The organism is Chitinophaga pinensis (assembly GCF_007896845.1).
Classification (GTDB): Bacteria; Bacteroidota; Bacteroidia; order Chitinophagales; family Chitinophagaceae; genus Chitinophaga; species Chitinophaga pinensis_C.
This window is the reverse complement of the sequence record NZ_VOHS01000006.1, coordinates 14,925-36,302: the sequence shown is the minus strand read 5'-3', so window position 1 is coordinate 36,302 and position 21,378 is coordinate 14,925. Positions and strand designations below refer to the sequence as shown.

The window sequence follows — 21,378 nt, the reverse complement described above, 5'->3', positions numbered from 1 at the left end:
AGAAAACGGTAAGCAGTATCACACTGTTTACCGTTTTTCTTTTTATGCTGTTGCTATTGCAGACGTATTAACTGTTCCGGTTGATCACGTCATAAAACTTATCCCGGTAGCCATCACTGATAGGGATAGACTGATTAGCGATCATCACGGTATTCTTTTCTACAGAATTGATTTTGTTCAGTGACACTACATAAGAGCGGTGTACTCTGATAAATTTCTCTGCAGGCAAACGGGTTTCAAATGATTTAAGGCTGCGCAGTGTAAGTACTGGCTGATGCGGAGTATAGATTTTCGTATAGTCTTTCAGTGCTTCGATGAATAAAATATCTTCCAGATTGATCTTGATGATCTTGTATTCTGTTTTAATGAAGATGTAGTCATTGACGTGCCCGTTGGAGCTGTCTCCATTCTTCTGCTGGGACATACTTCTCAGTTCAAGCGCTTTTGTAGCCGATCGCAGGAAGCGTTCGAATGGTACGGGTTTCAAGAGGTAGTCCACCACTTCGAGGTCAAATCCTTCCAGTGCATATTCTCCATATGCGGTGGTAAAGATGACCATAGGCGGATATTTCAGGGACTTCATCAACTGAATACCAGTAATGTCCGGCATTTTAATATCGAGGAAAAGCAGGTCTACACGCTCTTCCTGCAGAAAGCGCAATGCTTCGGTCGCATTTTGGAACGTGCCTACCAGTTGCAGGAAGGGCACTTTCCTTGCAAAATCAGTGATTATTTCCAACGCAAGTGGCTCATCATCCACCGCTATACACCTGATCATTTTTCAACACGATTTTTAAATCAACAATAAATTGGGTTTCGGATTCCGTGATTTCCAGCTCATGGTGATCGGTATACAGTAATTCGAGGCGCTTACGCACATTCTGTAAACCGATGCCACCTTTTTCTGCCACCCGCTGACGGAAACGGCTGTTTTCCACAACCAGTCTCATTTCATTCTTTTCAATAGCCAGTGCAATGGCAATGAAGGAAGGTTCAGCGTAACTGATCCCATGTTTAAAGGCGTTTTCCACAAAGGGCACCAATAACATAGGGGCTATTTTTAGTCCTGCCGGATTTCCCTGTACCGCATAATCTACTACTATATCGTCAGGCATTCTCAGACGTTGAATATCAATATAGTCTTCCAGGTATTGCAGTTCCTGTTGTAGCTGTACCTTGTCTTCATTGGAATCATAGATCATGTACCGCATAATGGTAGACAGTTTGACAATCGCGTGTTCTGTCTGGGCGGAATGTTTATGGGCCAGTGAATAAATGGTATTCAGGCAGTTAAACAGGAAATGAGGATTAATCTGTGACTTCAGAAATTTCAATTCAGCATTGAGATTTTCTACCTTCAACACTTCCCTTTGCTGTTCACTCTTAAACCACTCCTGTGCTATTTTGATGAATCCGCTCATAAAAAGCATGAGCAGTGCTGCAAAGACTGATTTCCGCAAGATATCCGGAAACAGGATATAATCCAGAAAAGACAGTTCCTGCTGGCTGCTGATATATTCCCTGCCCCGGAGCCCCATGGAGTCATTCAGACTGGCGGCTGCGTACAGGGGTACATGGTTATCCCCATCTTTTTCATGCAGGCGGCTTTCCAGCAGATGATACCGCATAAATCCGGAAGGCGCCGGTGTAAGCCGGTTGTCCCCGTTTCTGGGAGGTACCAGCACTGTTTCTTCAGCTGCGAAGGTTTTCCAGAAAACGTACTCTGTAACTGCCTGTTGTACAATGATAAAAACCAATGTCAGTACCACAAAAGACAGGTAATAGACGATTTTCTTTAATGTGAAAAACCTGGGGATCAGTACATAAAAATTGAGATAAAACAAGCCTATGAGAAAGAGGTTGTCCACTATTTCCCGGGCAAAGAACCAGGGGTGCTGGATCTTGATCCGGTAGATAAAAAAGGGAAAGAACAGGAAACTGGTCCAGACTACAATATGCAGACCTACCCTGAATAACCGGTTCTTATAGAGTTGTTTTAAATTTATCATGTAGCCCAAAAGCGCGATAAACTTACACTCAATTCCCGTAAACAGGCTGTTAAAATTTGTTAAGTGTAGTAAAAGGAATGTTAAAATTTCGGGGGGAATAGGTAGCCGGTATGGCCAGACACAGTACTGTGGCCAATATTAATATAAGTTTCAATATGTCTACCGGAGAGTTTTAGTGCTACTCTACACCGGCTATTTTCATATCAAGCAGCTCCTGCCGGGTTAAATCTGGCAGTCCGCCGGGGTTTTTCCTGAGCTTGGCGGCAATATTTTCACCTACTTTTCTGGCATCCTCTTCTGTTTGAAAAGGTTTGTTGCCAACTACGACAGGGATGAATGGCTGTTCAATGTAGGTATGAGTGCCTTTATTGATCTTATAGCCCCAACCACCCTTGTCGGGCTGAAATGTTACTACCGCAATGCTATCATGCACTGCGGTAGTAGTTATTTCCTGAGTATGTTCAGTTCGTTCTGTCTGTTTCTGCTGACAGGCTGTGAAAGCCAGTCCGGCAACCAGTGAAGCGATCAGAAAAGACCTCTTATTAGTCATTCGTATCGTTTTCCTGGTCAGGATAGAATTCAAACAGGTCATCCAGATAAGTGCTGCTGGAATAACCAGTTCCTACGAAACCTCTGTTTTTAACGGAGAAACCAACTGCGCTGGTACGGCTTGCACCATCGAAAGCGGTTTTTTCTGTCCAGCGGTCGCTTACTGGTTCATATTCCCATGTTGCAGAGCTGGAACCTGTAGTTACATAAGCTTTATTGTTGATTACGAGCGCAACACCACCGTAGCGGGAGATAGAAGAGTAATCATCATCGAAAGAATCGTCAGTTGCGTTTTCGATCTTAGCTTTCTCTTTCCATACATCGTTAGCTGCATCGTACACATACATACGGGTAGGCACTGTACCTGCACCTGTACCGGTTACTACGTACGCGCTGTCTTTGATAACGAAGGCAACAGCCTGTCTTCTTTTATCTTTCAGTGCAGTGATCGGTGTCCAGCTGTTGGTAGACGGATTGAACTTAAAGAAGTCACTCATGTTGTTACCACCATCGTAACCTGTACCGAGATAACCCTGATCTTTTACAGCGAACGCTACCGCGAAGTAACGTGCAGCACCTGGAAAATCAGCTTTGCTGCTCCAGCTATTTGTAGTCGGGTCGTATTCCCATGTATCTTTCAGTGATTTGAAATCTGCATCACTACCAGTAGCAACATAACCTTTACCAGCAGCAGCAAAAGCTGATGCACCTGTACGTGCCAGGTTTCTGGTAGCATTATTCGGATCCTGTAAAGACGCTATCATAGTCCAGTTATCTTTCGCCGGATCGTACTTATAAAATGAACTTAATAAAGTACCTCCATCAACACCACTGGTGCCAGTTCCCACATACGCTGTATCTCCAATCACAAAGCTTACTGCTTCCCTTCTGGCGTCGCCCTGGTAATCTGCTCTTCTTACCCAGTTACCCAGCTTGGTCGTATCGTCGCTTGATGAACAGGAGGCTAACGTAAGTGCGGCCAATCCCAGAAAACATACATTTAAATAGCGCATAAGTTATTTTTACTTTTTTAATAGCTGCCAAAATTATCCGCACTTATTTAAGCTCAATCATAAAATAGATATTTGGGTAATTTTGACAGACAAATCACGTCTTTTTATCTGCCAACTGGTTTTTTCCTGTAAGGGGGAGCTTGCTACCCCAACAGTAGCACAAGGAACATGAATGGTTATTCGTCGATAAAAAGAGCTTATTCGCATATTAAATAAGCGTGAAGTTGGGTTCCTGTCTAAAATTGCGCTCCATGAATAAAAGTATCCGCGCCAAAGTGGCCTGTAAATACCTGGTTTGTGCATTATTGATCACTGGCGCCGCTGCCTGTGAAAAAGAAGGCTTTTTGTATGATGGTATCACAGATCAGAGTGGTACAGAGTATCTGGTAACAGATACCATTACAATGACAATGAGCACGGCATACCTTGATTCTGTTCCGACTTCCAACCTGGGTGTAGCCCTTGTTGGTACCAACAATGATCCTGTATTTGGTAAAATATCTTCTACTTCTTTCTGGCAGGTAAATGCTTACAGAGGTACCGCCATTCCTGACAGGGCTATCTATGACTCCATGGTGTTGATGATACATCCGAAACTGGAGCATTATGGCGATACAACCCTGCCTCAGCACATTGAAGTATACCGTGTTAATGAGACGATCAAACGTCCGGGTAACAGCGCTTTCTTATATAGCTACAGTAATTTCGCGACTGATCCGGGCAATATCGGTTCCATTCAGACAGTGATTCGTCCTCACCGTGATACTACACTTCGTATCAGAATTAATGATGTGCTGGGTAAAGAGTTCTTTGACCTCGCGGACAAGAACAGTACTACCATCACCAATCAACAGCAGTTCCTGCAATACTTTAAAGGTCTGGCATTGAAACCGGGCGCTAACAGCCAGGTGATCACTGCTATTGAGGCAAATGACTCGCTGAACCTGCGTCTCTTCTTCCATACCACTCCGGGTGAGATCAAACAGGAATACAGAGACTTTGCAGTATACAATTCTGCGTTGCAGTTCAACCACATAGATGTACAACGTCCTGCTGGTTCTCCGCTGACTGCATTAGGACCGACCAAACGCTTACTCTCTTCTGCTGATGCAGACCGTAAAATATTTGTACAGCCGCTGACCAACATCGTAGGCCGTATCGACTTTCCTTATCTCAGAACGTTCAACCTGTTGAATAAGTTCTCCAAGATCATGAGAGCGACTCTTACTGTCAGACCGGAAAAGGCGACTTACAAGTACCCTTACTTCCTGCCTGCCAACCTCCCACTTGGAGTGATCAACAGCGGTAACGTCATTGAAGATACACTCCGCTCCCCGCTTACCGGTGCTATCCAGTACGGAAGTCTGGTGACTGATCTCGTCTACAATACAGGTACTGCATATACCTACGATATTACCAATTATTGCATTGCACAATTAAATACGACTGACAATTCTTACCGCGGACTGGCATTATTGCCTCCAAGAAACACTGGTCTTAGTAACTTTGACCGTGCGATCCTTGGCGACAACCGGAACTCCACCAACAGAATTACAATTCAGATTTATTACCTGCGGTATAAATAATGCAATCAAGAATTGACTACATGAAGCGAATACAATATACGACCGGCTTATGCGGCCTGATGCTTTTACTGGGCGGCAAGGCAATGGCACAACACGGTATCAATTCACTCTACTCTGCGTATGCCATCGGCGACCAGGAGGAACATGATTACACCCGCAACTTCGGTGTAGGTAGCACCGGTATCGGCCGCCGTTCAGATAACTACCTGAACGAGCTGAACCCTGCATCCTATGCGGCATTGCCTCGTCAGCATTTCATGTTCGACGTTTCCCTGCGCGCACAGTCCGTTAATTATAAAGATGCTACCACCCTGAACAGGCAGGCGGGCGATGTCAACATCAAACGTCTGGCAATGGGCTTTAAAGTAAACAGCAGATGGGGTATGAGCGCCGGTTTCGGTCAGTTCAGCAACGTCGATTACAAGCTGGTCTCTACCAAATTCGTTGATACATCACCCCAGACTACCACCACGGAAGGTACAGGTGGTATTTATAAAGCATACATCTCTAACGGCGTAAGAATAACCAAAAACTTCGCTGTTGGTGTGTCCACCAATTTCCTGTTCGGTCCTAACAATACTACAGAAAACGTGGGCGGCGATACCGTATCTACCAAGATTCAGCGTTACGCTTTCAATACCAACTTTAATGCGGGTGTACAATATGCCGGCAGACTGGGTGGTGATTGGGTACTGGGCCTCGGTGCTACCTACCGCTTCAAAACAAAGCTGAGCTACGAGAAAAAGCTGATAGTGATGAACTCTTCTGAAACCACACTGTTTCAGGATGATCTCGCTAAAGAAAAATATACCCTGCCAGAACAATACGGCGCCGGTATCCACCTCGGTAACGGTACCATCAGCTGGCTGGCTGACTGGCGCAGACAGATGTGGGGTGATACAAAACCTGCCAGCACCAACTACCAGTTTGCCAACTCTGAGCGCATGTCCACTGGTCTGGAATATACTTTCAGACGTATGTACGGTTCCCAGCAGATTGAAGGTGTAGTGATACAGGCAGGTGCCTCTTACTACAAATCTTATCTGGTAGTGAATAATAACCAGATCAAGGATGTAGCAGGTACTGTAGGTGTATCCCTTCCTTCCAAATCCAACTACCTGCGTTATTACATAGGTATTGAAGTAGGACAGAGAGGCACTACCAGTGGCGGTCTCGTCAAAGAAACATACGTGAATGGTGTGTTCCACTTCTCACTGAGAGATATCTGGTTCCTGCGCAGAACATACGATTGATCTGATAACGGATTACCCGAAAATATTAAAGCCCATAGCAGCAGCTATGGGCTTTTTCTATATTACAATCATTTGAAACGGCTTTCTGAAGCGGAACACTGCTTACTTTTTCAAAAACTCACTGAACCATTGTCCTGAGCTCTTCATCGTCCGTACCTGCGTATCACGGTCCACATGTACCAGACCGAAACGGGCCTTGTATCCTTCCGCCCATTCGAAATTATCTGTCAGCGTCCACGCAAAATACCCATCTATAGGTACTCCTTCATTCTTCGCCTTCAGTACTCCTGATAAATACTCCTTAAAATAGCCGATACGGTCCTGATCGTCAACCACCCCTCCGCTCATAATATCTGCAAAGGCAGCTCCGCTTTCTGTCACCATCAGTCGTTTAATGCCCTTATAAGCGCTAAACTGTTTCAGGATAGCATACATACCTTCTCCACTGATTTCCCACCCCAATGCGGTCATTGGTACCCGTCTGTATTTTGGTTTTACTTCAGATATACCCACCACCGGCATAAAAGCATTCCTGCGCACGACCAGCGGGAAATAATTTTGCACACCAATAAAATCGAAATCGAATGACAGCTGATCCCAGTCCCGCCACAATGCATATCGCCTTTCTATACGGCGTAACAGCGGGAAATCATTCACCGGATACCCCATCCCCAGCACCGGCTCCAGAAACAGCCGGTTAAATAGCGCATCTGCCTTCTTTGCAGCCTGTATATCGGCTTCCTGTTGAGTATATGGATAAATATATGAGCAGGACAGACAAGTCCCGATATTGGCGCCTTTAACTGTCTCCCGGATGACCTTCGCTCCGGCAACCTGTGCCAGCAATACATGATGCACTGCCGGAAGAAAATAGGAAACACCAAACTTACCCGGCGCATGTACCCCCAGCATATACCCCAATGAGGTAAAGCCAAAGGGCTCATTCATCACGATCCAATTTTTCACTTTGTCTCCAAATGCCTGCACGCATATACGCACATATTCTTCAAAGGCGAAAATGACACCACGATGGCACCATCCTCCCTTATGTTCAATAGCATGCGGTAAATCCCAGTGATATAAGGTAACGTAGGGGGTTAATCCGGCTTCAAGACAGGCGTCTATCACCCGGTGATAATAATCGATGCCCGCCTGATTCACCCTGCCGGTCCCTTCCGGCAGAATACGCGGCCAGGAAATAGAAAAACGGAACACATCAAAGCCCATCTTTTTGACGAGTTGAATATCTTCCCGGTAACGGTTATAAAAATCAACTGTCACAAGCGCGTTGGTACCGTCTTTTATCTTTCCCTTCTTTGTGGTAAACTCGTCCCAGATAGATTTTCCTTTACCATCGGCATCGCAGGCCCCTTCATTCTGAAATGCGGAAATCGTCACTCCCCACAGGAAATTCTCTCCAAAATCATGACGGCTGAAAGGTGCGCTGAATTGTTCCATATATAAAACAAGGATGCAGTTTACAATAGTTTATTTGTATCACCCATTATTTAATTGTTAAGGGACCTAAAATTTAACATACAGATTCACGATCTTAGGGGAATGTTTAGTAATCCTATTGCCATATGGACACTGGGCCTCAGCGTATTACTGTGCGCCTGTCATAATAACCCGCCGTCCGGAACGCCTGCACGCGACACGACTGCGTCACTCACGGAGAGTGATACACTTAATCGCATGGTGCTCATACCCGGTGGTACTTTCACCATGGGAGCAGATGATGCCGAAGCGCATCCGGACGAAAAGCCACGTCATGATGTACGTGTAGACAGCTTCTGGATGGATGAACATGAGGTGACTAATGCCGAATTTGCCGCCTTCGTAAAAGCAACGGGCTACCTTACTATGGCAGAACGGCCTATTTCCAAAGAGGAGCTGATGCAACAATTACCAGCCGGTTCACCAGAGCCGGACAGCAGTATGCTGCTCCCGGGTTCTATCGTGTTCACACCTCCCTCCCACCCTGTTCCACTGGACGATGTATCACAATGGTGGTCCTTCATACAGGGCGCCAGCTGGCAACATCCGGGTGGTCCGGCTACCAATATCAATGGTAAAGAACACCTGCCGGTTGTTCACATCTCCTGGAACGATGCGCAGGCATTTGCCCAATGGGCTGGTAAACGTCTGCCAACAGAGGCTGAATGGGAATATGCGGCCAGAGGAGGTTTGAAAGACCAGCCTTATCCCTGGGGGTCCGAAGCATTGACAACAGGCAAGGTGAAAGCCAACACCTGGAATGGTCATTTCCCTTATCAGAATACACAGACAGATGGTTACTTTGGGGCTGCTCCTGTAAAAAGCTTTGCGCCTAACGCTTATGGCTTATACGATATGTCAGGAAATGTGTGGGAATGGTGTGCAGACTGGTATGACAGCCGTTATTACAGTCTGAAGCAGGGAGATAATCCGAAAGGTCCTGCTGCCGGTTACGATCCGGAAGATCCTGCTACCGCGAAACATACTATCCGTGGGGGTTCTTTCATGTGTACCGATGAATACTGTTCAGGATACAGAGTAACTGCCAGAATGAAAACATCACCGGAATCAGGGTTGGAAAACCTTGGTTTCAGATGTGTAAAGAATAAATAAAAGAAGAGGATGTATCAAAAATAAAAGAACGTCTTCAGAATAGCTTAAATGACCACCTGATGCTATCAGGTACCCGAATAAAAAGGCTGCTCAAAAGTATTGAGCAGCCTTTTTATTCTTTCGTGCAGTATTATAAAACAATGTTGTACCAGCTTACCTTTTTTCTTCAGACTTTACGTCTGCTTTGGTATCGGTATTTGTATTGGTATTGGCATTACTGCCAGCTGTAATGGTACGGACAGTATTACCATCCTTGTAACCAATCACAGTGATCACCTCATCATTTTTCTTTTCTCCGGCGGGCACAAATTTTATTGTTGTCGGCGTTGTCGAAGTAGTACCCGGCTTAGCAGGAACGAGCACATCACGTTTTACCAGTGGCGCGTTGTTATAGCCTTTGCTGTAGATCTTCACTACACCATTCTTCCCTGCGTCACCATAAATGGCGGTAGCAGACTCTCCTTTGAGGACATGTATAGCACTGATATCCTCCGGGTTAATCATACCTTCCGGCAGATTAGTGCCTATCACCATCTCATCCAGCACATAAAGCGGTTTTGCCTGTGCATCGCCCCTGAGAACAATACTTGTCTTTTCAGCAGCAGGAGCATCGGGATTTTCTGCTACGGACAATCTCAGTTCTTCCTTTGCTGCCGGAGCAGGTGCTGCTGCAGGTGCAGGAACAGCTGCCGCAGCCGCTGGAACCGGTGGTACTGGTGGAGGTGGTGGTGGAACCTTCACACCTTTTCCTTTCCCCTTTACCGGAGGCGCTGGTGGAGGTGGAGGAGGTGGGGGTAATGGTGCCGCTGGTGGTGGAACCTTCACTTTCGATGTATCCTCCTGGAATGCGTTTGCCAGTACACGTGCAGACGTCTCTGCTTTAGCAATTGCACGGGAGAAATTCAGGGAAAGTACTGCGATCCCCATCACAGCGCCCAATACTACATAACGCAGTAAATGATAGCGGGATGATCTTTTCTTATTCATCATCATGATCCTTTGTTTTAAGTGTGAAAAATTGAAATTGTTTGCGATGGCCGTCGCATATGGGATCCCACTTACTTTTAAAAGACTGTATTGATAAGCTTTTGCATCTATTCCCTGCCGGAGAATGCTCCTGTCTGTAATAAACTCCAGGTTCTCGCGGATGGCAATACTCATTAACCATGCACCGGGATTGAACCAGTAGAAGATCTTGTTCAGTTCTCCCAACAGTACATCCAGTGTATGCCATTGCCGCACATGCACCTTTTCATGCTGGATGATTGAGGAGAACTCCTCCGGTGTGTGCAGGGATGGATTAATATATATGTTGCGCATGAAGGAAAACGGATTCGCATTCCGCTCCATAATCCGCAATGATTCGTCTCCGAAAACAGTTCTCCGGGTCTGATGATGCAGTTTCCATAAAGAAAAAAGCTGCATGGCAAATCGAATGGTCATAACCATTACCCCCAACCAGAACACATATTTTACAAGGGTATTGATAAAAGGCTCTGATGGATGCCTCTGTAAGGCTGACAGATCAAGCATATAGGTCTCTGCCACCACATTCAGCTCATGATGTTCCCTTATGAATACAGATGGATCTATCAAAGGACCCACAGTCGCACACAGGATACCACCGATCAGAAAAAAGCGGTTCAATGAATAGAAGGTCAGACGCCTCAGACCGAAGCGATAAGCCAGGTAAAACAAAACAAGCGCTATGTTAGCTTTAAGCAGATAAATAAGCATGGTTATCAGTTTTTTTCGATCATCCTGACAATTTCTTTCAGTTCTTCCGGTGTGATCTTCTTCTCTTTTGCGAAGAATGTGACCAGAGCTTTATATGAATCTTCGAAGTAGTCTTTTACAAACCCGTTCATAAACTTCTGTTTGTACTCAGATTCAATGATCGCAGGTGTGTACTCATATACATTACCTGTTTTACGGCTGGTCAGATACCCTTTTTTCTCCAGGTTCCTGATGGTAGAGGCAAGCGTCGTATAAGGAGGTTGTGGAGAGGGATGTTGCTCCAGAAAATCCTTTACTGAACCGGTGCCCGTTTTCCATATTGCCAGCATGGCAATTTCCTCCTGCTGCGTAAGCTTTTCCATATTGATTTAATTTAAAGACAATCATCTACGATTGTTTCGTAAATCTACGAAACTTTCGTAAACTACCAAATAAAAAAATAAAACCACCTGTTTTAAGCAGGTGGTTTTCGTCACTATATCTACGTGTACTTACTTTAAAAGTTCTTCCAGCTTGCGTTCTAATGCATCGCCCCGGAGGTTTTTGGCAACGATATTTCCATTAGGGTCAATCAGGAGGTTCTGAGGTATTGCCTTGATACCATATTTCTCTGCTACCGCATTTTTCCAGCCTTTCAGGTCAGATACCTGTGCCCAGGCCAGATTATCAGCCTGTATTGCGGCCAGCCATTTCTCTCTTTTTTCATCGAGGGAGATGGATACCACATCAAATCCTTTGTCTTTAAAACGGCTGTAAGCCTTCAGGACATTTGGATTTTCCGCCCTGCAGGGACCGCACCAGCTGGCCCAGAAGCCTAATAATACATATTTCCCCTTATAGGCAGCCAGTGTGATATCTTTTCCATCTTTGTCAGGCTGGGCAAAATCCATGGCCGGCTGTCCGACTGCTGTCTTTTTTGCTTTGTCCAGTGCTGCGGCAAAATCCTTTCCGGAGGGCGTGTTACGCAGCGTTTTCCCCAGCTTATTGAACATAGGTTCAATCTCTACCAGATCAATATCGTAGTCCGCATATTTATTCAACACGTACAGTGCAATCGGTGAATTACTGTTATTCTTCAGATAATCAGCAAGGATCTGTTTCTGCTGGGCTTCCAGATCATCAAACTGCGGCTCCAGTTTCCTCATACCTTCCTCATCTTCAGCCATATACGCCTGACGATACTGTTTTTCCAGTTCATCCAGTTTACCGTTCACATCTTTCAGCAGTTCGTTGAGATGAATATAGTCATCATTAGCTACGGCACCTTTCACAACGCCATGGCTAATAGAGTCTTCTGCACTAATACTGATATTACCTTTATCTAAAAACAGCGTCAGCACATCGCAACTCTTCCGCTCCTGCGCGTCAGAAGGCAGGACAGGTTCCAGTACTTTGAGGTACAGGTTGGCCATTGTAGGTTCCGCCAGTTTGCCGGAAAAGGAGAATTTACCATCCTTTACTTCCGCACTATCCAGTGTATTATCGCCACAACGCCTGATATTTAAATATACTTTTGCCGGCTTCTGTAATGCAGTAACAGTTCCCTGTATCGTAAACGCTTGCTCGCCCTTCCATTTTTCCTGCGCCAACAGGACCATAGGCGCAAGAAGCGCCACGGCCATCATTACGGACTTCATTGATTCAGATTATTTAATACTAACGAAATTCACATATCCCGGCAGGAAAATCAACCTGATTGTGATAAACGGTGAAGGTGGTGACAGTAAAAGAAGCGGCCTCGTGTAGGTACGAGGCCGGTAAGTCAATTATTTTAATATCTGTTGCAATTTGGCTTCCAACGCACTGCCTCTTAAATTAGTGGCAATGATGTTCCCCTGAGGATCTATCAGGAAATTGGCAGGAATTGCACGGACGCCATACATCTGTGCGGCCTCATTCCCCCATCCTTTCAGATCGGATACCTGGGTCCATTGCAGATTATCCTGCTTAATGGCTCCCATCCAGCGGGTTTTATTGTCATCCAGCGATACGCCAAGGATGGTAAAATTCTTGTCTTTAAAACGCTCAAAAGCCTTTACAACGTTCGGATTCTCAGCACGGCACGGACCGCACCAGCTGGCCCAGAAGTCGATCAGGACATATTTCCCACGGAAGGAAGATAAGCTGACAGGTTTGCCGTTCACGTCATCCTGTGTAAAATCCAGCGCCACTCCGCCAACATCTCCTTTTACACTGCGCAGGTATTTAAGCGCTGCCTGTCCATACCTTGATTCTTTGAGCGGTTTATCCAGTAAATTGAAGTATTCCTGAAAATCATCCGGTTCCAATCTGCCACGTAACTCATTGAGTAGTATCCAGATGCTTGCCAGTTGTTTTGGATGCCCCTTGATAAAGCCTGTACCGGTATTGACTACATCTTCGTTGAACATAGACGCTTTGGCACGAAAGGCATTTTTACCGGCTTCATCATCACCGGAGATCTTTGCAGCTTCAACATTCAGGGCCTGTGCTTTCTGCACCAATGCCAGAAATGTCTGCTGATACGCCTGCATGGCCTTATTTTCTTCGTTTCCTTTCATGGAAGAAGCAATCGGAAACTGCTGGGCCTCCAGTGTATATTGCAGGGACTCCTTACCGGATACCAACAATAACGGATTGTTCACGTCCTGCAGGATAAGGGCAAACACCCGTGGTCCTTCTGTGGCTGGTACCTTAAAAGAGAATTTATTTCCGCTCAGTACTACGGAATCTTTCGGATTATTATCGTCGTCTGAATACAGATAGACCTTCTTACCATCTGCTCCCTTTAATGTGCCGGAAACAGTCTGTTGGGCAAAGGCTGTAAATGAAAATAGCACCGCGAAGGCGCCGGTAACAAGTTGTTTCATTCCCTCTAATATATAAAAAAACTGCTATTTACTATGCCTTTTCTGCAGAACAGCCAGTACATCTGCCAGCTGGTAACCCTTGGCACTCAGCAGTACAAGGTAATGGAACAGCAGGTCAGCCGACTCGTTCAGGAAAAGCTCCTCATTATCATCTTTCGCTTCTATAACGAGTTCTACTGCCTCTTCCCCTACTTTCTGTGCAATTTTATTAATACCTTTTGTGAAAAGAGAGGAGGTATAAGACGTATCAGCAGGATTATTCTTTCTGTCTGTAATGATGCTTTCCAGCTTTGCCAGAAAATCGTTGCTTACATTACTTTCTTCCCAGCAGGTATCTGCGCCGGTATGGCACACTACGCCGGCAGGAATAGCCTTGATCAGCAGTGTGTCGCTGTCACAATCTACCCTGATTTCCTGCAGGGTCAGGAAATTACCGCTTTCCTCACCCTTTGTCCACAGACGTTGTCTGGAACGACTAAAGAAGGTTACTTTACCTTCCTGCAGGGTTTTATCCAGGGCTTCCTGGTTCATATATCCCAGCATCAGCACTTTGGCAGTTGCCGCATCCTGAACGATTGCAGGCACCAGACCGTCAGCGCATTTCTGAAAGTTGATCTGTTTGTTATTATACATGAAGTGCTCTTGTTTGTTAATCATATACCTTATCCGGCCCCTGATTTCCCCGATTAATCCTTAATTCATACTGTTTTAGCGAACAGGTGGCCGTAAAATTAATAGTTTTTCTCCGCCTTAGAACCGGATATTCACACCCCGCTGATACAGGTAAGTCTTCAGCGCCGGTATTTCGATCTCTTTATAGTGGAAAATGCTGGCTGCCAATGCGGCGTCTGCCTGCGCATTTTCAAATACGTCCATGAAATGATCCATGTTACCTGCTCCGCCGGAGGCGATCACCGGTACATTTAAATTTTGCGACAGTTTACCGGTAATATCCAGTGCAAACCCTTTCTTGGTCCCATCGTTATTCATGGAAGTCAGCAGAATCTCTCCTGCGCCTCTCTGTACCGCTTCTTTTGCCCAGTCATACGCCTTGATATCTGTTTTTACACGTCCTCCGTTCAGATACACAAACCAATCGCCATCCTCAAAACGCGTATCAATGGCCAGTACCACACACTGGCTACCAAATTCACGGGCCAGTTCATCTACCAGCTCAGGACGTTTAAAAGCAGAAGTATTAACAGAAATCTTATCAGCGCCTGATTGCAGCAGTACATTCACATCTTCCACTGATGAAATACCTCCACCCACAGTAAAAGGAATATTCACATGTTTTGCGATGCGGGTCACCAGTTCAGACAGCGTCTTTCTGCGTTCATTTGTCGCGGTAATATCCAGAAATACCAGCTCATCCGCGCCCTGCTCTGCATATAATGCACCCAGTTCTATCGGATCGCCGGCATCACGTATATTTTCAAAGTTCACACCTTTTACGGTGCGTCCATCCTTTATATCAAGACAGGGGATAATGCGTTTTGTTAACATGATTAATAGTTAATAGTCGAATGAAACAACGAAATATTGTATAGCCAGCCTAATTCCTGATTCCTGATTTAATAAAGTCTGTCAGTTCCTTCATACTGATCCTCTCCTCATAGATCGCCTTCCCTACTATCACACCGCTACAGCCGGCTTCCGCCAGTGCATGCACATCAGCCATCGTACTCACGCCTCCGCTTGCCACAAAGTCAATCTGTGGAAAGCGTTGCAGGATCTTTTCGTATAAAGCGACAGAAGGTCCCTGTAACAGACCATCTTTGGCAATATCAGTACAGAAGATATGCTGTACACCCTGTTTCACATTTTCTTCGAGGAAGTCAAACACTGACAGCTCGGTTGTTTCCAACCATCCGCCTACTGCAATTTTCTCTTCTTTTACGTCAGCACCGAGGAAGATCTTATCTGCTCCGTACTTCTTCACCCAGCCGGAAAACAGGGCCGGATCTTTTACCGCTATACTACCAATGGTTGCCAGTGCAGCGCCATTTTCATATACAATACGCAGATCGTCTTCTGTTTTAATACCACCACCGAAATCAATCACCAGATTGGTCTTACCGGCAATCGCTTCCAGTACTTTCCAGTTCACAACAGCTCCTTTCTTTGCACCATCCAGATCGACCAGATGTAAACGGCGTACGCCAATGCTTTCAAAAGCCTTGGCTACTTCCAGCGGATGCTCATTGTATACTTTCTTCTGTGCATAATCGCCCTGTGTCAGGCGTACACATTTGCCATCTATAATGTCAATAGCCGGAATCACGGTAAAGCCGTTATCCGTTGTTTTATCCAGTTGAACTTTCATCTTGATGAAGACAATGTTATCTTTTACGAAATGATCTCCCCAGTATTCGAACCCACGTTTTAAATAAAATCCTTCTGCAGAAGCACGGGCATTACACCATAACAGGGAGATATGCTCCTTTCTGCAAAAATCTGTTATATGCTGCATCAGCATATTGCCATAGCCTTTGCCCTGACAATCCGGATGTACAGCCAGTTTACGGAATTGCGCCTGACCGTTATGCGGGAACAATGACACTACGCCCCTCAACCTGTTATCTTCAAACAGACCAAAATGTAACCCATCTTCGTCATGATCAAGCTTTACCCTGGTCAGTTCCCAGTCAGGATACAACACTTCTCTGCGCAACTCCAGTGTATCATCGGTTGTGATCCTTCTTATCTGTATCGCTCGAATCATTACTTATAACTTCAGGAAATTTTCCAGTATTTTTTGTCCTGCCGTCGCTGATTTCTCCGGGTGGAACTGTACGGCATAAAAATTATCTTTCTGTAATCCTGCACTGTAGTTAATCACGTAATTGGCAGTTGCCACTGTATCAGGGCCCAGCGCCGCATAATAACTATGTACAAAATACATGTAGGAATTCTCCGGCACCTGCTCAAACATAGTGCTGTATAATCCCGTGATATTGTTCCAGCCGATCTGCGGTATTTTCAGCAGATTATCCACTGGTGAAGTGAAGCGTTTTACTTCCACATCAAAGATGCCAAGGCAAGGTGTGTTATTCTCTTCAGAATGTTTGCACATGAGCTGCATACCCAGACAGATTCCCAGCACCGGCTGTTTCAGATCTTTGATCAGTGTATCCAGTTTTCTTTCCTTCAGATAATTCATCGCAGTACTGGCTTCTCCCACACCCGGGAAGATCACCTTATCTGCAGATTTTATCGCTTCCGGATCGTCTGTTACAATACCCTCCACGCCTATTCTGTCCAGTGCGAACATCACCGAACGAATATTACCGGCATTGTATTTTATGATAACCGTTTTCATATTCTAGTTGTGTTTTACGCCCGCAATAAATGTTTTTATTGTAGCGTCCAGGTTGGTCGTATTTTCAATTGCGCGGATAAAGGCAGTACCGATAATTCCACCATTACTGTTGGAAGCGGCAGCATCAAAGGTAGCTTTATCTTTGATACCAAACCCGATCAGTACCGGATTCTTCAGGGCCAGCGCCTTCAGTCTTTCAAAGTAGGCCTGCTGATTTCCCATATCCTTGTCCTTTCCGGTAGTGGAAGAAGAGGATACTGCATATACAAAACCTTTACTCACACTGTCGATCTTTTTGATCCTTTCTTCGCTTGTTTCCGGCGTTACCAGAAAGATCAGGTGCAGGTTGTATTTTTCAAACACCGGCTTATACGCATGTTCATATTCATCCATCGGCAAGTCTGGCAGTATGACACCATCAACGCCCACTTCTGCACATTTCTTACAGAAGTTTTCAATACCATATAGTAACACCGGATTGAGATATCCCATCAGTAATACCGGCAGGTGGATATGCTGTCTGAAATCTTTCAGCTGTTCGAACAGCACTTTCAGACTCATACCATTTTTAATAGCACGGGTGCTGCTATCCTGAATCACCGGCCCGTCAGCCAGCGGATCAGAGAATGGCATACCCAGTTCTATCATATCAGCCCCATGCTGTTGTAAAGATTGCATGACAGGCAGCGTATCGTTCAGTTCAGGAAATCCTGCTGTGCAGTAGATGTTCAGTACACCCGTTTTTTTGCCGGCAAATAATTGATCTATACGATTGCTCATAAAATATATTTATACGTTACCGCCAGTGTTAGCAGGCAAATTACGAATGTATGTTTCCATGTCTTTATCACCACGGCCACTCAGACACACTACCACCACATCTTCCGGTTTGAAAGCTACCTGTCCCAGTTTTGCCAGTGCGTGAGAAGATTCCAGTGCCGGGATAATACCTTCCAGACGGGTCAGTTCATAGGCAGCCTGTAAAGCCTCATCATCTGTTGCATTCAGGAATGTAGCGCGGCCGGTTTCATACAGATGTGAATGTAAGGGACCAATACCCGGATAATCGAGTCCGGCGGAAATAGAATACGGCTCAGTGATCTGGCCATCTTCTGTCTGCATCAGCAATGTCTTGCTCGCATGAATGATACCCAGTTTACCCAGCTGCGTAGTAGCTGCTGAATGTCCGGAATGTACGCCTTTACCACCTGCTTCTATTGCGATCAGTTTCACATCCGGTTCGTCCAGAAAGTGATAATAAGCACCTGCTGCGTTACTACCTCCACCGATACAAGCCATCACATAGTCAGGGTTCTCCTTACCGGTCTTTTCCAGTAACTGTTTCTTTATTTCTTCACTGATCACAGACTGGAAGCGGGTTACCATATCCGGATAAGGATGCGGACCAGCAGCTGTTCCGAGGATATAGTGCGTGTCCACCGGATTGTTAATCCAGTCACGGATCGCCTCATTACAGGCATCTTTCAGTGTCTGACTACCGCTGGTAGCAGGAACGACTGTAGCGCCCAACATTTTCATACGGGCCACATTCGGCGCCTGACGCTGAATATCGATGCTACCCATATATACTACACACTCCAGTCCCATCAGCGCACAAACGGTGGCTGTTGCCACGCCATGCTGACCGGCGCCGGTTTCTGCGATGATACGCGTTTTACCAAGACGTTTTGCCAACAGGATCTGTCCGATGGTGTTATTCACTTTATGTGCACCGGTATGGTTCAGATCTTCGCGTTTCAGGTAGATCTGTGCTTTATATTTTTCAGACAAACGTTTTGCAAAATACAGCGGAGAAGGACGCCCTACATAGTCGCGCAACAATTGATCAAACTCCTGCTGAAAGGAAGGATCCTTCAGGATCTGCAGGTAATTGCGCTGTAGCTCGTCTACATTCGGAAATAACATTTCCGGAATGTAAGCGCCGCCAAATCTGCCGTAAAAGCCTTTCTCATCTACATGATACTTAGAGCCGAACGTGTTTTCCGCTATCTTCATGCTATGATTATTTTAAATAAGATGATTGAATCTGATCTGTAAATAAGCGCACCTTTTCCATGTTCTTCACACCCGGCTGGTCCTCAAATCTGCTGTTTACATCTACTGCGAATAAAGCAGGCATTTGCAATTGCAGCAGTTCAGGCATTTCGTCCAGTCCGATACCTCCGCTCAGATAAAAAGGATGCGTATATGGATATGTCTGCAGTAATTCCCAGTTGAAACGTTTGCCGGTACCGCCGTAAGCCTTACCCGCTTCTGTATCAAACAGGAAATAATCTGTCACCGGTATATATGCGGCCAACAGCTCCTCCCAGTTAACATGCTCTCCTACTCTGAAAGCCTTGATCACCTGTACCTGTTCACGGATAGCAGCACAGAAGGCAGGTGTTTCATCACCGTGCAGCTGCACCATGTCCAGTCCGTAGTCAAGTATTGTACGCTGTACCTGTTCCTGTGACGCATTGACAAACACGCCAACCTTTTTGATACCATCGATCTCTCTTACCGTGCGACCATCTATTTTAGGCGCTGCAAAGCGGGGAGACTTTTCGTAAAATATAAAACCGGCATAATTCACCTGATATTCGACCAGTCTTTGCAGGTCTTCCTTCCGGGTGATACCGCAGACCTTTATTTTCATTGTGCTGATTTGTTGGCCAGTTCTGTTACAAATTGTTCAAATGCTCTTGGTGGATGCTCCTGTCTCATGAAATGTTCTCCGATAAGAAAACCCTGGAAGCCTGCTTCTTTCAGCGTAATGATCGCATCTGTGTTACTGATACCACTTTCTGCCACCTTACATTTACCGGCAGGTATCTGTGGTGCCAGTTCGCAGGAACGGTTAAAATCCACCTTAAATGTAGTCAGGTCACGGTTGTTTACACCTACCAGCTGTATATGATCGGTCACTTTATCCAGCTGATCGCCGCTGTGTACTTCCAGCAACACTTCCAGTCCGAGATTGTGGGCAAATTTAGCCAGCTGTGCAACTTCTTCTTTCGTAAGACATTCTGCGATCAGCAGGATCACATCAGCGCCAATGGCTTTTGCTTCAATGATCTGGTATTCGTCAACAATAAACTCCTTCCGCAGGATGGGAATATTATTTAACGTACGCGCCTGTTGCAGATCATCAGAAGAACCACCAAAGAATTTCTCATCAGTCAGTACTGATAATCCGGATGCACCATAGCGGGTATACGCAGTGGTTACGTCCTGTACAGTCACCTCACCGTTGATCAATCCTTTTGAAGGAGAGCGCCTTTTGAATTCGGCAATGATACCTGTTTTGGCAGGATCTTGCAGAAACTGCGCCAGTGACAGGGAGCTACGTTTAAACCAGGATGCCTGTTCCAGCTCTTCCACGCTCCGCTGTTGTTTGCGGGCTGCCACTTCCACGTGCTTATGGGCTACTATTTCTGTGAGGATATTTTTCATGATTGCAAGCTTATCAACTTCTTAAACGCGTTGTGTGCGGCGCCTGATTCCAGTGATTCAACAGCTGCCAGAAAACAATCCGCGTAGTTATCATATTTTTTCATGCAGTAGAGTCCCATAGCGGCATTAGCCATTACTACGGAATTCTGTGCCCAGGTACCTTCACCTTTCAGGATCTTCATAAAGATCTTGGATGCCGCTTCTACAGTGTTACCACCGTAGATATCTTCCGGGTATACCTTACGTTTACCCAGCTGCTCAGGCGTCCAGTCTCTTTCACCTTCATTGGTGATGACACGTGTATCCGCTGTCAGGGAGATCTCATCATAACCATCCAGGCTATAAACGATCGCATAGCGTTTGTCAGTCTGCTGGAACAGATAATTATACACTCTTGCCAGTTCAAGGCTATAAACGCCTATCAGCTGATGCTGTGCGAAAGCCGGATTCACCAGTGGACCAAGCATATTGAAGAAGGTACGGATGCCCAGCTGACGGCGGATGCCTGCTACATTTTTCAATGCAGGATGGAACAATGGAGCATGCAGGAAACAAACGCCTGCTTCTTCCAGTTCTTCTCTCAGTTTAGCATCATCATTCTTGAATTTGTATCCGGCCGTCTCCATCAGGTTGGACGCACCACTGATGGATGATACGCCGTAGTTACCATGTTTCGCCACCTTTCCGCCTGCACCTGCCACGATGAAACAGGACAGTGTGGATACGTTGAAAGTATTTTTACCATCGCCGCCGGTACCTACGATATCCAGTACTTCATATCCATTCAGATTAACCGGGATACAGAGTTCCAGTAATGCGTCACGGAAACCCAGCAGTTCTTCTACCGTAATGCTGCGCATGAGAAACACAGTCATGAAAGCGGCCAGTTCACTTTCATTGTACATGCCTTTGGAAATACTGATCAGTATCTCTTTGGCTGCCTCACGGGTAAATGTTTTATGTTCAAAAAGGTAATTAAGTATCTTTTTCATTA

At 45.6% G+C, this 21,378-nt stretch carries 21 protein-coding genes; 3 read left to right on the top strand and 18 right to left on the bottom strand.

Annotated features, from left to right (window positions below):
* Positions 1-67 precede the first annotated feature (67 nt).
* The 4 genes from FEF09_RS07960 to FEF09_RS07945 all read right to left on the bottom strand — a co-directional run bounded on the left by FEF09_RS07960 (position 68) and on the right by FEF09_RS07945 (position 3,571).
* The gene (locus tag FEF09_RS07960; RefSeq protein ID WP_146304611.1) at positions 68-778 is read right to left on the bottom strand and encodes a LytR/AlgR family response regulator transcription factor; all 711 of its coding nucleotides are present in this window, start codon (positions 776-778) and stop codon (positions 68-70) included.
* Positions 753-2,009: a sensor histidine kinase gene (locus FEF09_RS07955; RefSeq protein WP_146304610.1), complete on the bottom strand. Its 1,257-nt coding sequence runs from the start codon at positions 2,007-2,009 to the stop codon at positions 753-755. The genes FEF09_RS07960 and FEF09_RS07955 overlap by 26 nt, the downstream gene beginning before the upstream one ends.
* A gap of 178 nt (positions 2,010-2,187) precedes the next feature.
* The gene (locus FEF09_RS07950) at positions 2,188-2,559 is read right to left on the bottom strand and encodes a DUF4907 domain-containing protein (RefSeq protein WP_186774238.1); all 372 of its coding nucleotides are present in this window, start codon (positions 2,557-2,559) and stop codon (positions 2,188-2,190) included.
* The gene (locus FEF09_RS07945; protein WP_146304608.1) at positions 2,552-3,571 is read right to left on the bottom strand and encodes a Kelch repeat-containing protein; all 1,020 of its coding nucleotides are present in this window, start codon (positions 3,569-3,571) and stop codon (positions 2,552-2,554) included. Before FEF09_RS07945 ends, FEF09_RS07950 begins: the two co-directional genes overlap by 8 nt.
* Before the next feature lie 251 nt (positions 3,572-3,822).
* Between FEF09_RS07945 and FEF09_RS07940 the strand changes: the two genes are divergently transcribed.
* Positions 3,823-5,157 carry a DUF4270 family protein gene (locus tag FEF09_RS07940; protein ID WP_146304607.1) on the top strand — a complete coding sequence of 445 codons (1,335 nt, stop codon included), beginning with the start codon at positions 3,823-3,825 and terminating at the stop codon, positions 5,155-5,157.
* A gap of 20 nt (positions 5,158-5,177) precedes the next feature.
* Positions 5,178-6,410: a hypothetical protein gene (locus FEF09_RS07935; protein ID WP_146304606.1), complete on the top strand. Its 1,233-nt coding sequence runs from the start codon at positions 5,178-5,180 to the stop codon at positions 6,408-6,410.
* Positions 6,411-6,512: 102 nt separating this feature from the next.
* Here FEF09_RS07935 and FEF09_RS07930 read toward each other — a convergent pair whose 3' ends face one another.
* On the bottom strand, positions 6,513-7,868 hold the full coding sequence (locus FEF09_RS07930; RefSeq protein ID WP_146304605.1) for a GH1 family beta-glucosidase: 1,356 nt from the start codon (positions 7,866-7,868) through the stop codon (positions 6,513-6,515).
* Positions 7,869-7,970: 102 nt separating this feature from the next.
* On the opposite strand from FEF09_RS07930, the gene FEF09_RS07925 reads away from it, so the two are divergent.
* Entirely contained in the window at positions 7,971-9,020 is a 1,050-nt protein-coding gene (locus FEF09_RS07925; protein ID WP_146304604.1) for a formylglycine-generating enzyme family protein, read from the top strand.
* A 153-nt stretch (positions 9,021-9,173) separates the two neighbouring features.
* Here FEF09_RS07925 and FEF09_RS07920 read toward each other — a convergent pair whose 3' ends face one another.
* From FEF09_RS07920 to trpD, 13 genes are all read right to left on the bottom strand, one after another.
* Positions 9,174-10,757: a M56 family metallopeptidase gene (locus tag FEF09_RS07920; RefSeq protein WP_146304603.1), complete on the bottom strand. Its 1,584-nt coding sequence runs from the start codon at positions 10,755-10,757 to the stop codon at positions 9,174-9,176.
* Between the two features lie 5 nt (positions 10,758-10,762).
* Positions 10,763-11,119 (bottom strand): BlaI/MecI/CopY family transcriptional regulator, encoded by a 357-nt coding sequence (locus FEF09_RS07915; RefSeq protein WP_146304602.1) that lies wholly within the window; start codon positions 11,117-11,119, stop codon positions 10,763-10,765.
* Between the two features lie 129 nt (positions 11,120-11,248).
* Positions 11,249-12,394, bottom strand: coding sequence for a TlpA disulfide reductase family protein (locus FEF09_RS07910; RefSeq protein ID WP_146304601.1), 1,146 nt, complete (start codon positions 12,392-12,394; stop codon positions 11,249-11,251).
* A gap of 129 nt (positions 12,395-12,523) precedes the next feature.
* Positions 12,524-13,606 (bottom strand): TlpA disulfide reductase family protein, encoded by a 1,083-nt coding sequence (locus FEF09_RS07905; protein ID WP_146304600.1) that lies wholly within the window; start codon positions 13,604-13,606, stop codon positions 12,524-12,526.
* 24 nt (positions 13,607-13,630) lie between these two features.
* Positions 13,631-14,239, bottom strand: coding sequence for a bifunctional phosphoribosyl-AMP cyclohydrolase/phosphoribosyl-ATP diphosphatase HisIE (hisIE, locus tag FEF09_RS07900; RefSeq protein WP_146304599.1), 609 nt, complete (start codon positions 14,237-14,239; stop codon positions 13,631-13,633).
* Positions 14,240-14,356: 117 nt separating this feature from the next.
* On the bottom strand, positions 14,357-15,112 hold the full coding sequence (gene hisF / locus FEF09_RS07895; RefSeq protein ID WP_146304598.1) for an imidazole glycerol phosphate synthase subunit HisF: 756 nt from the start codon (positions 15,110-15,112) through the stop codon (positions 14,357-14,359).
* A gap of 49 nt (positions 15,113-15,161) precedes the next feature.
* Complete coding sequence (gene hisA / locus FEF09_RS07890; RefSeq protein ID WP_146304597.1) at positions 15,162-16,331, bottom strand: 1-(5-phosphoribosyl)-5-[(5-phosphoribosylamino)methylideneamino]imidazole-4-carboxamide isomerase; 1,170 nt, start codon at positions 16,329-16,331, stop codon at positions 15,162-15,164.
* 3 nt (positions 16,332-16,334) lie between these two features.
* Positions 16,335-16,928: an imidazole glycerol phosphate synthase subunit HisH gene (gene hisH, locus FEF09_RS07885; protein WP_146304596.1), complete on the bottom strand. Its 594-nt coding sequence runs from the start codon at positions 16,926-16,928 to the stop codon at positions 16,335-16,337.
* Between the two features lie 3 nt (positions 16,929-16,931).
* Positions 16,932-17,708: a tryptophan synthase subunit alpha gene (gene trpA, locus FEF09_RS07880; protein ID WP_146304595.1), complete on the bottom strand. Its 777-nt coding sequence runs from the start codon at positions 17,706-17,708 to the stop codon at positions 16,932-16,934.
* Between the two features lie 9 nt (positions 17,709-17,717).
* Positions 17,718-18,944 carry a tryptophan synthase subunit beta gene (gene trpB / locus FEF09_RS07875; RefSeq protein ID WP_146304594.1) on the bottom strand — a complete coding sequence of 409 codons (1,227 nt, stop codon included), beginning with the start codon at positions 18,942-18,944 and terminating at the stop codon, positions 17,718-17,720.
* 7 nt (positions 18,945-18,951) lie between these two features.
* Entirely contained in the window at positions 18,952-19,587 is a 636-nt protein-coding gene (locus tag FEF09_RS07870) for a phosphoribosylanthranilate isomerase (RefSeq protein ID WP_146304593.1), read from the bottom strand.
* A complete protein-coding gene (gene trpC / locus FEF09_RS07865; RefSeq protein ID WP_146304592.1) occupies positions 19,584-20,384 on the bottom strand; it encodes an indole-3-glycerol phosphate synthase TrpC in 801 nt (266 codons plus the stop codon). The genes FEF09_RS07870 and trpC overlap by 4 nt, the downstream gene beginning before the upstream one ends.
* Complete coding sequence (gene trpD, locus FEF09_RS07860; RefSeq protein ID WP_146304591.1) at positions 20,381-21,376, bottom strand: anthranilate phosphoribosyltransferase; 996 nt, start codon at positions 21,374-21,376, stop codon at positions 20,381-20,383. Before trpD ends, trpC begins: the two co-directional genes overlap by 4 nt.
* Positions 21,377-21,378 lie beyond the last annotated feature (2 nt).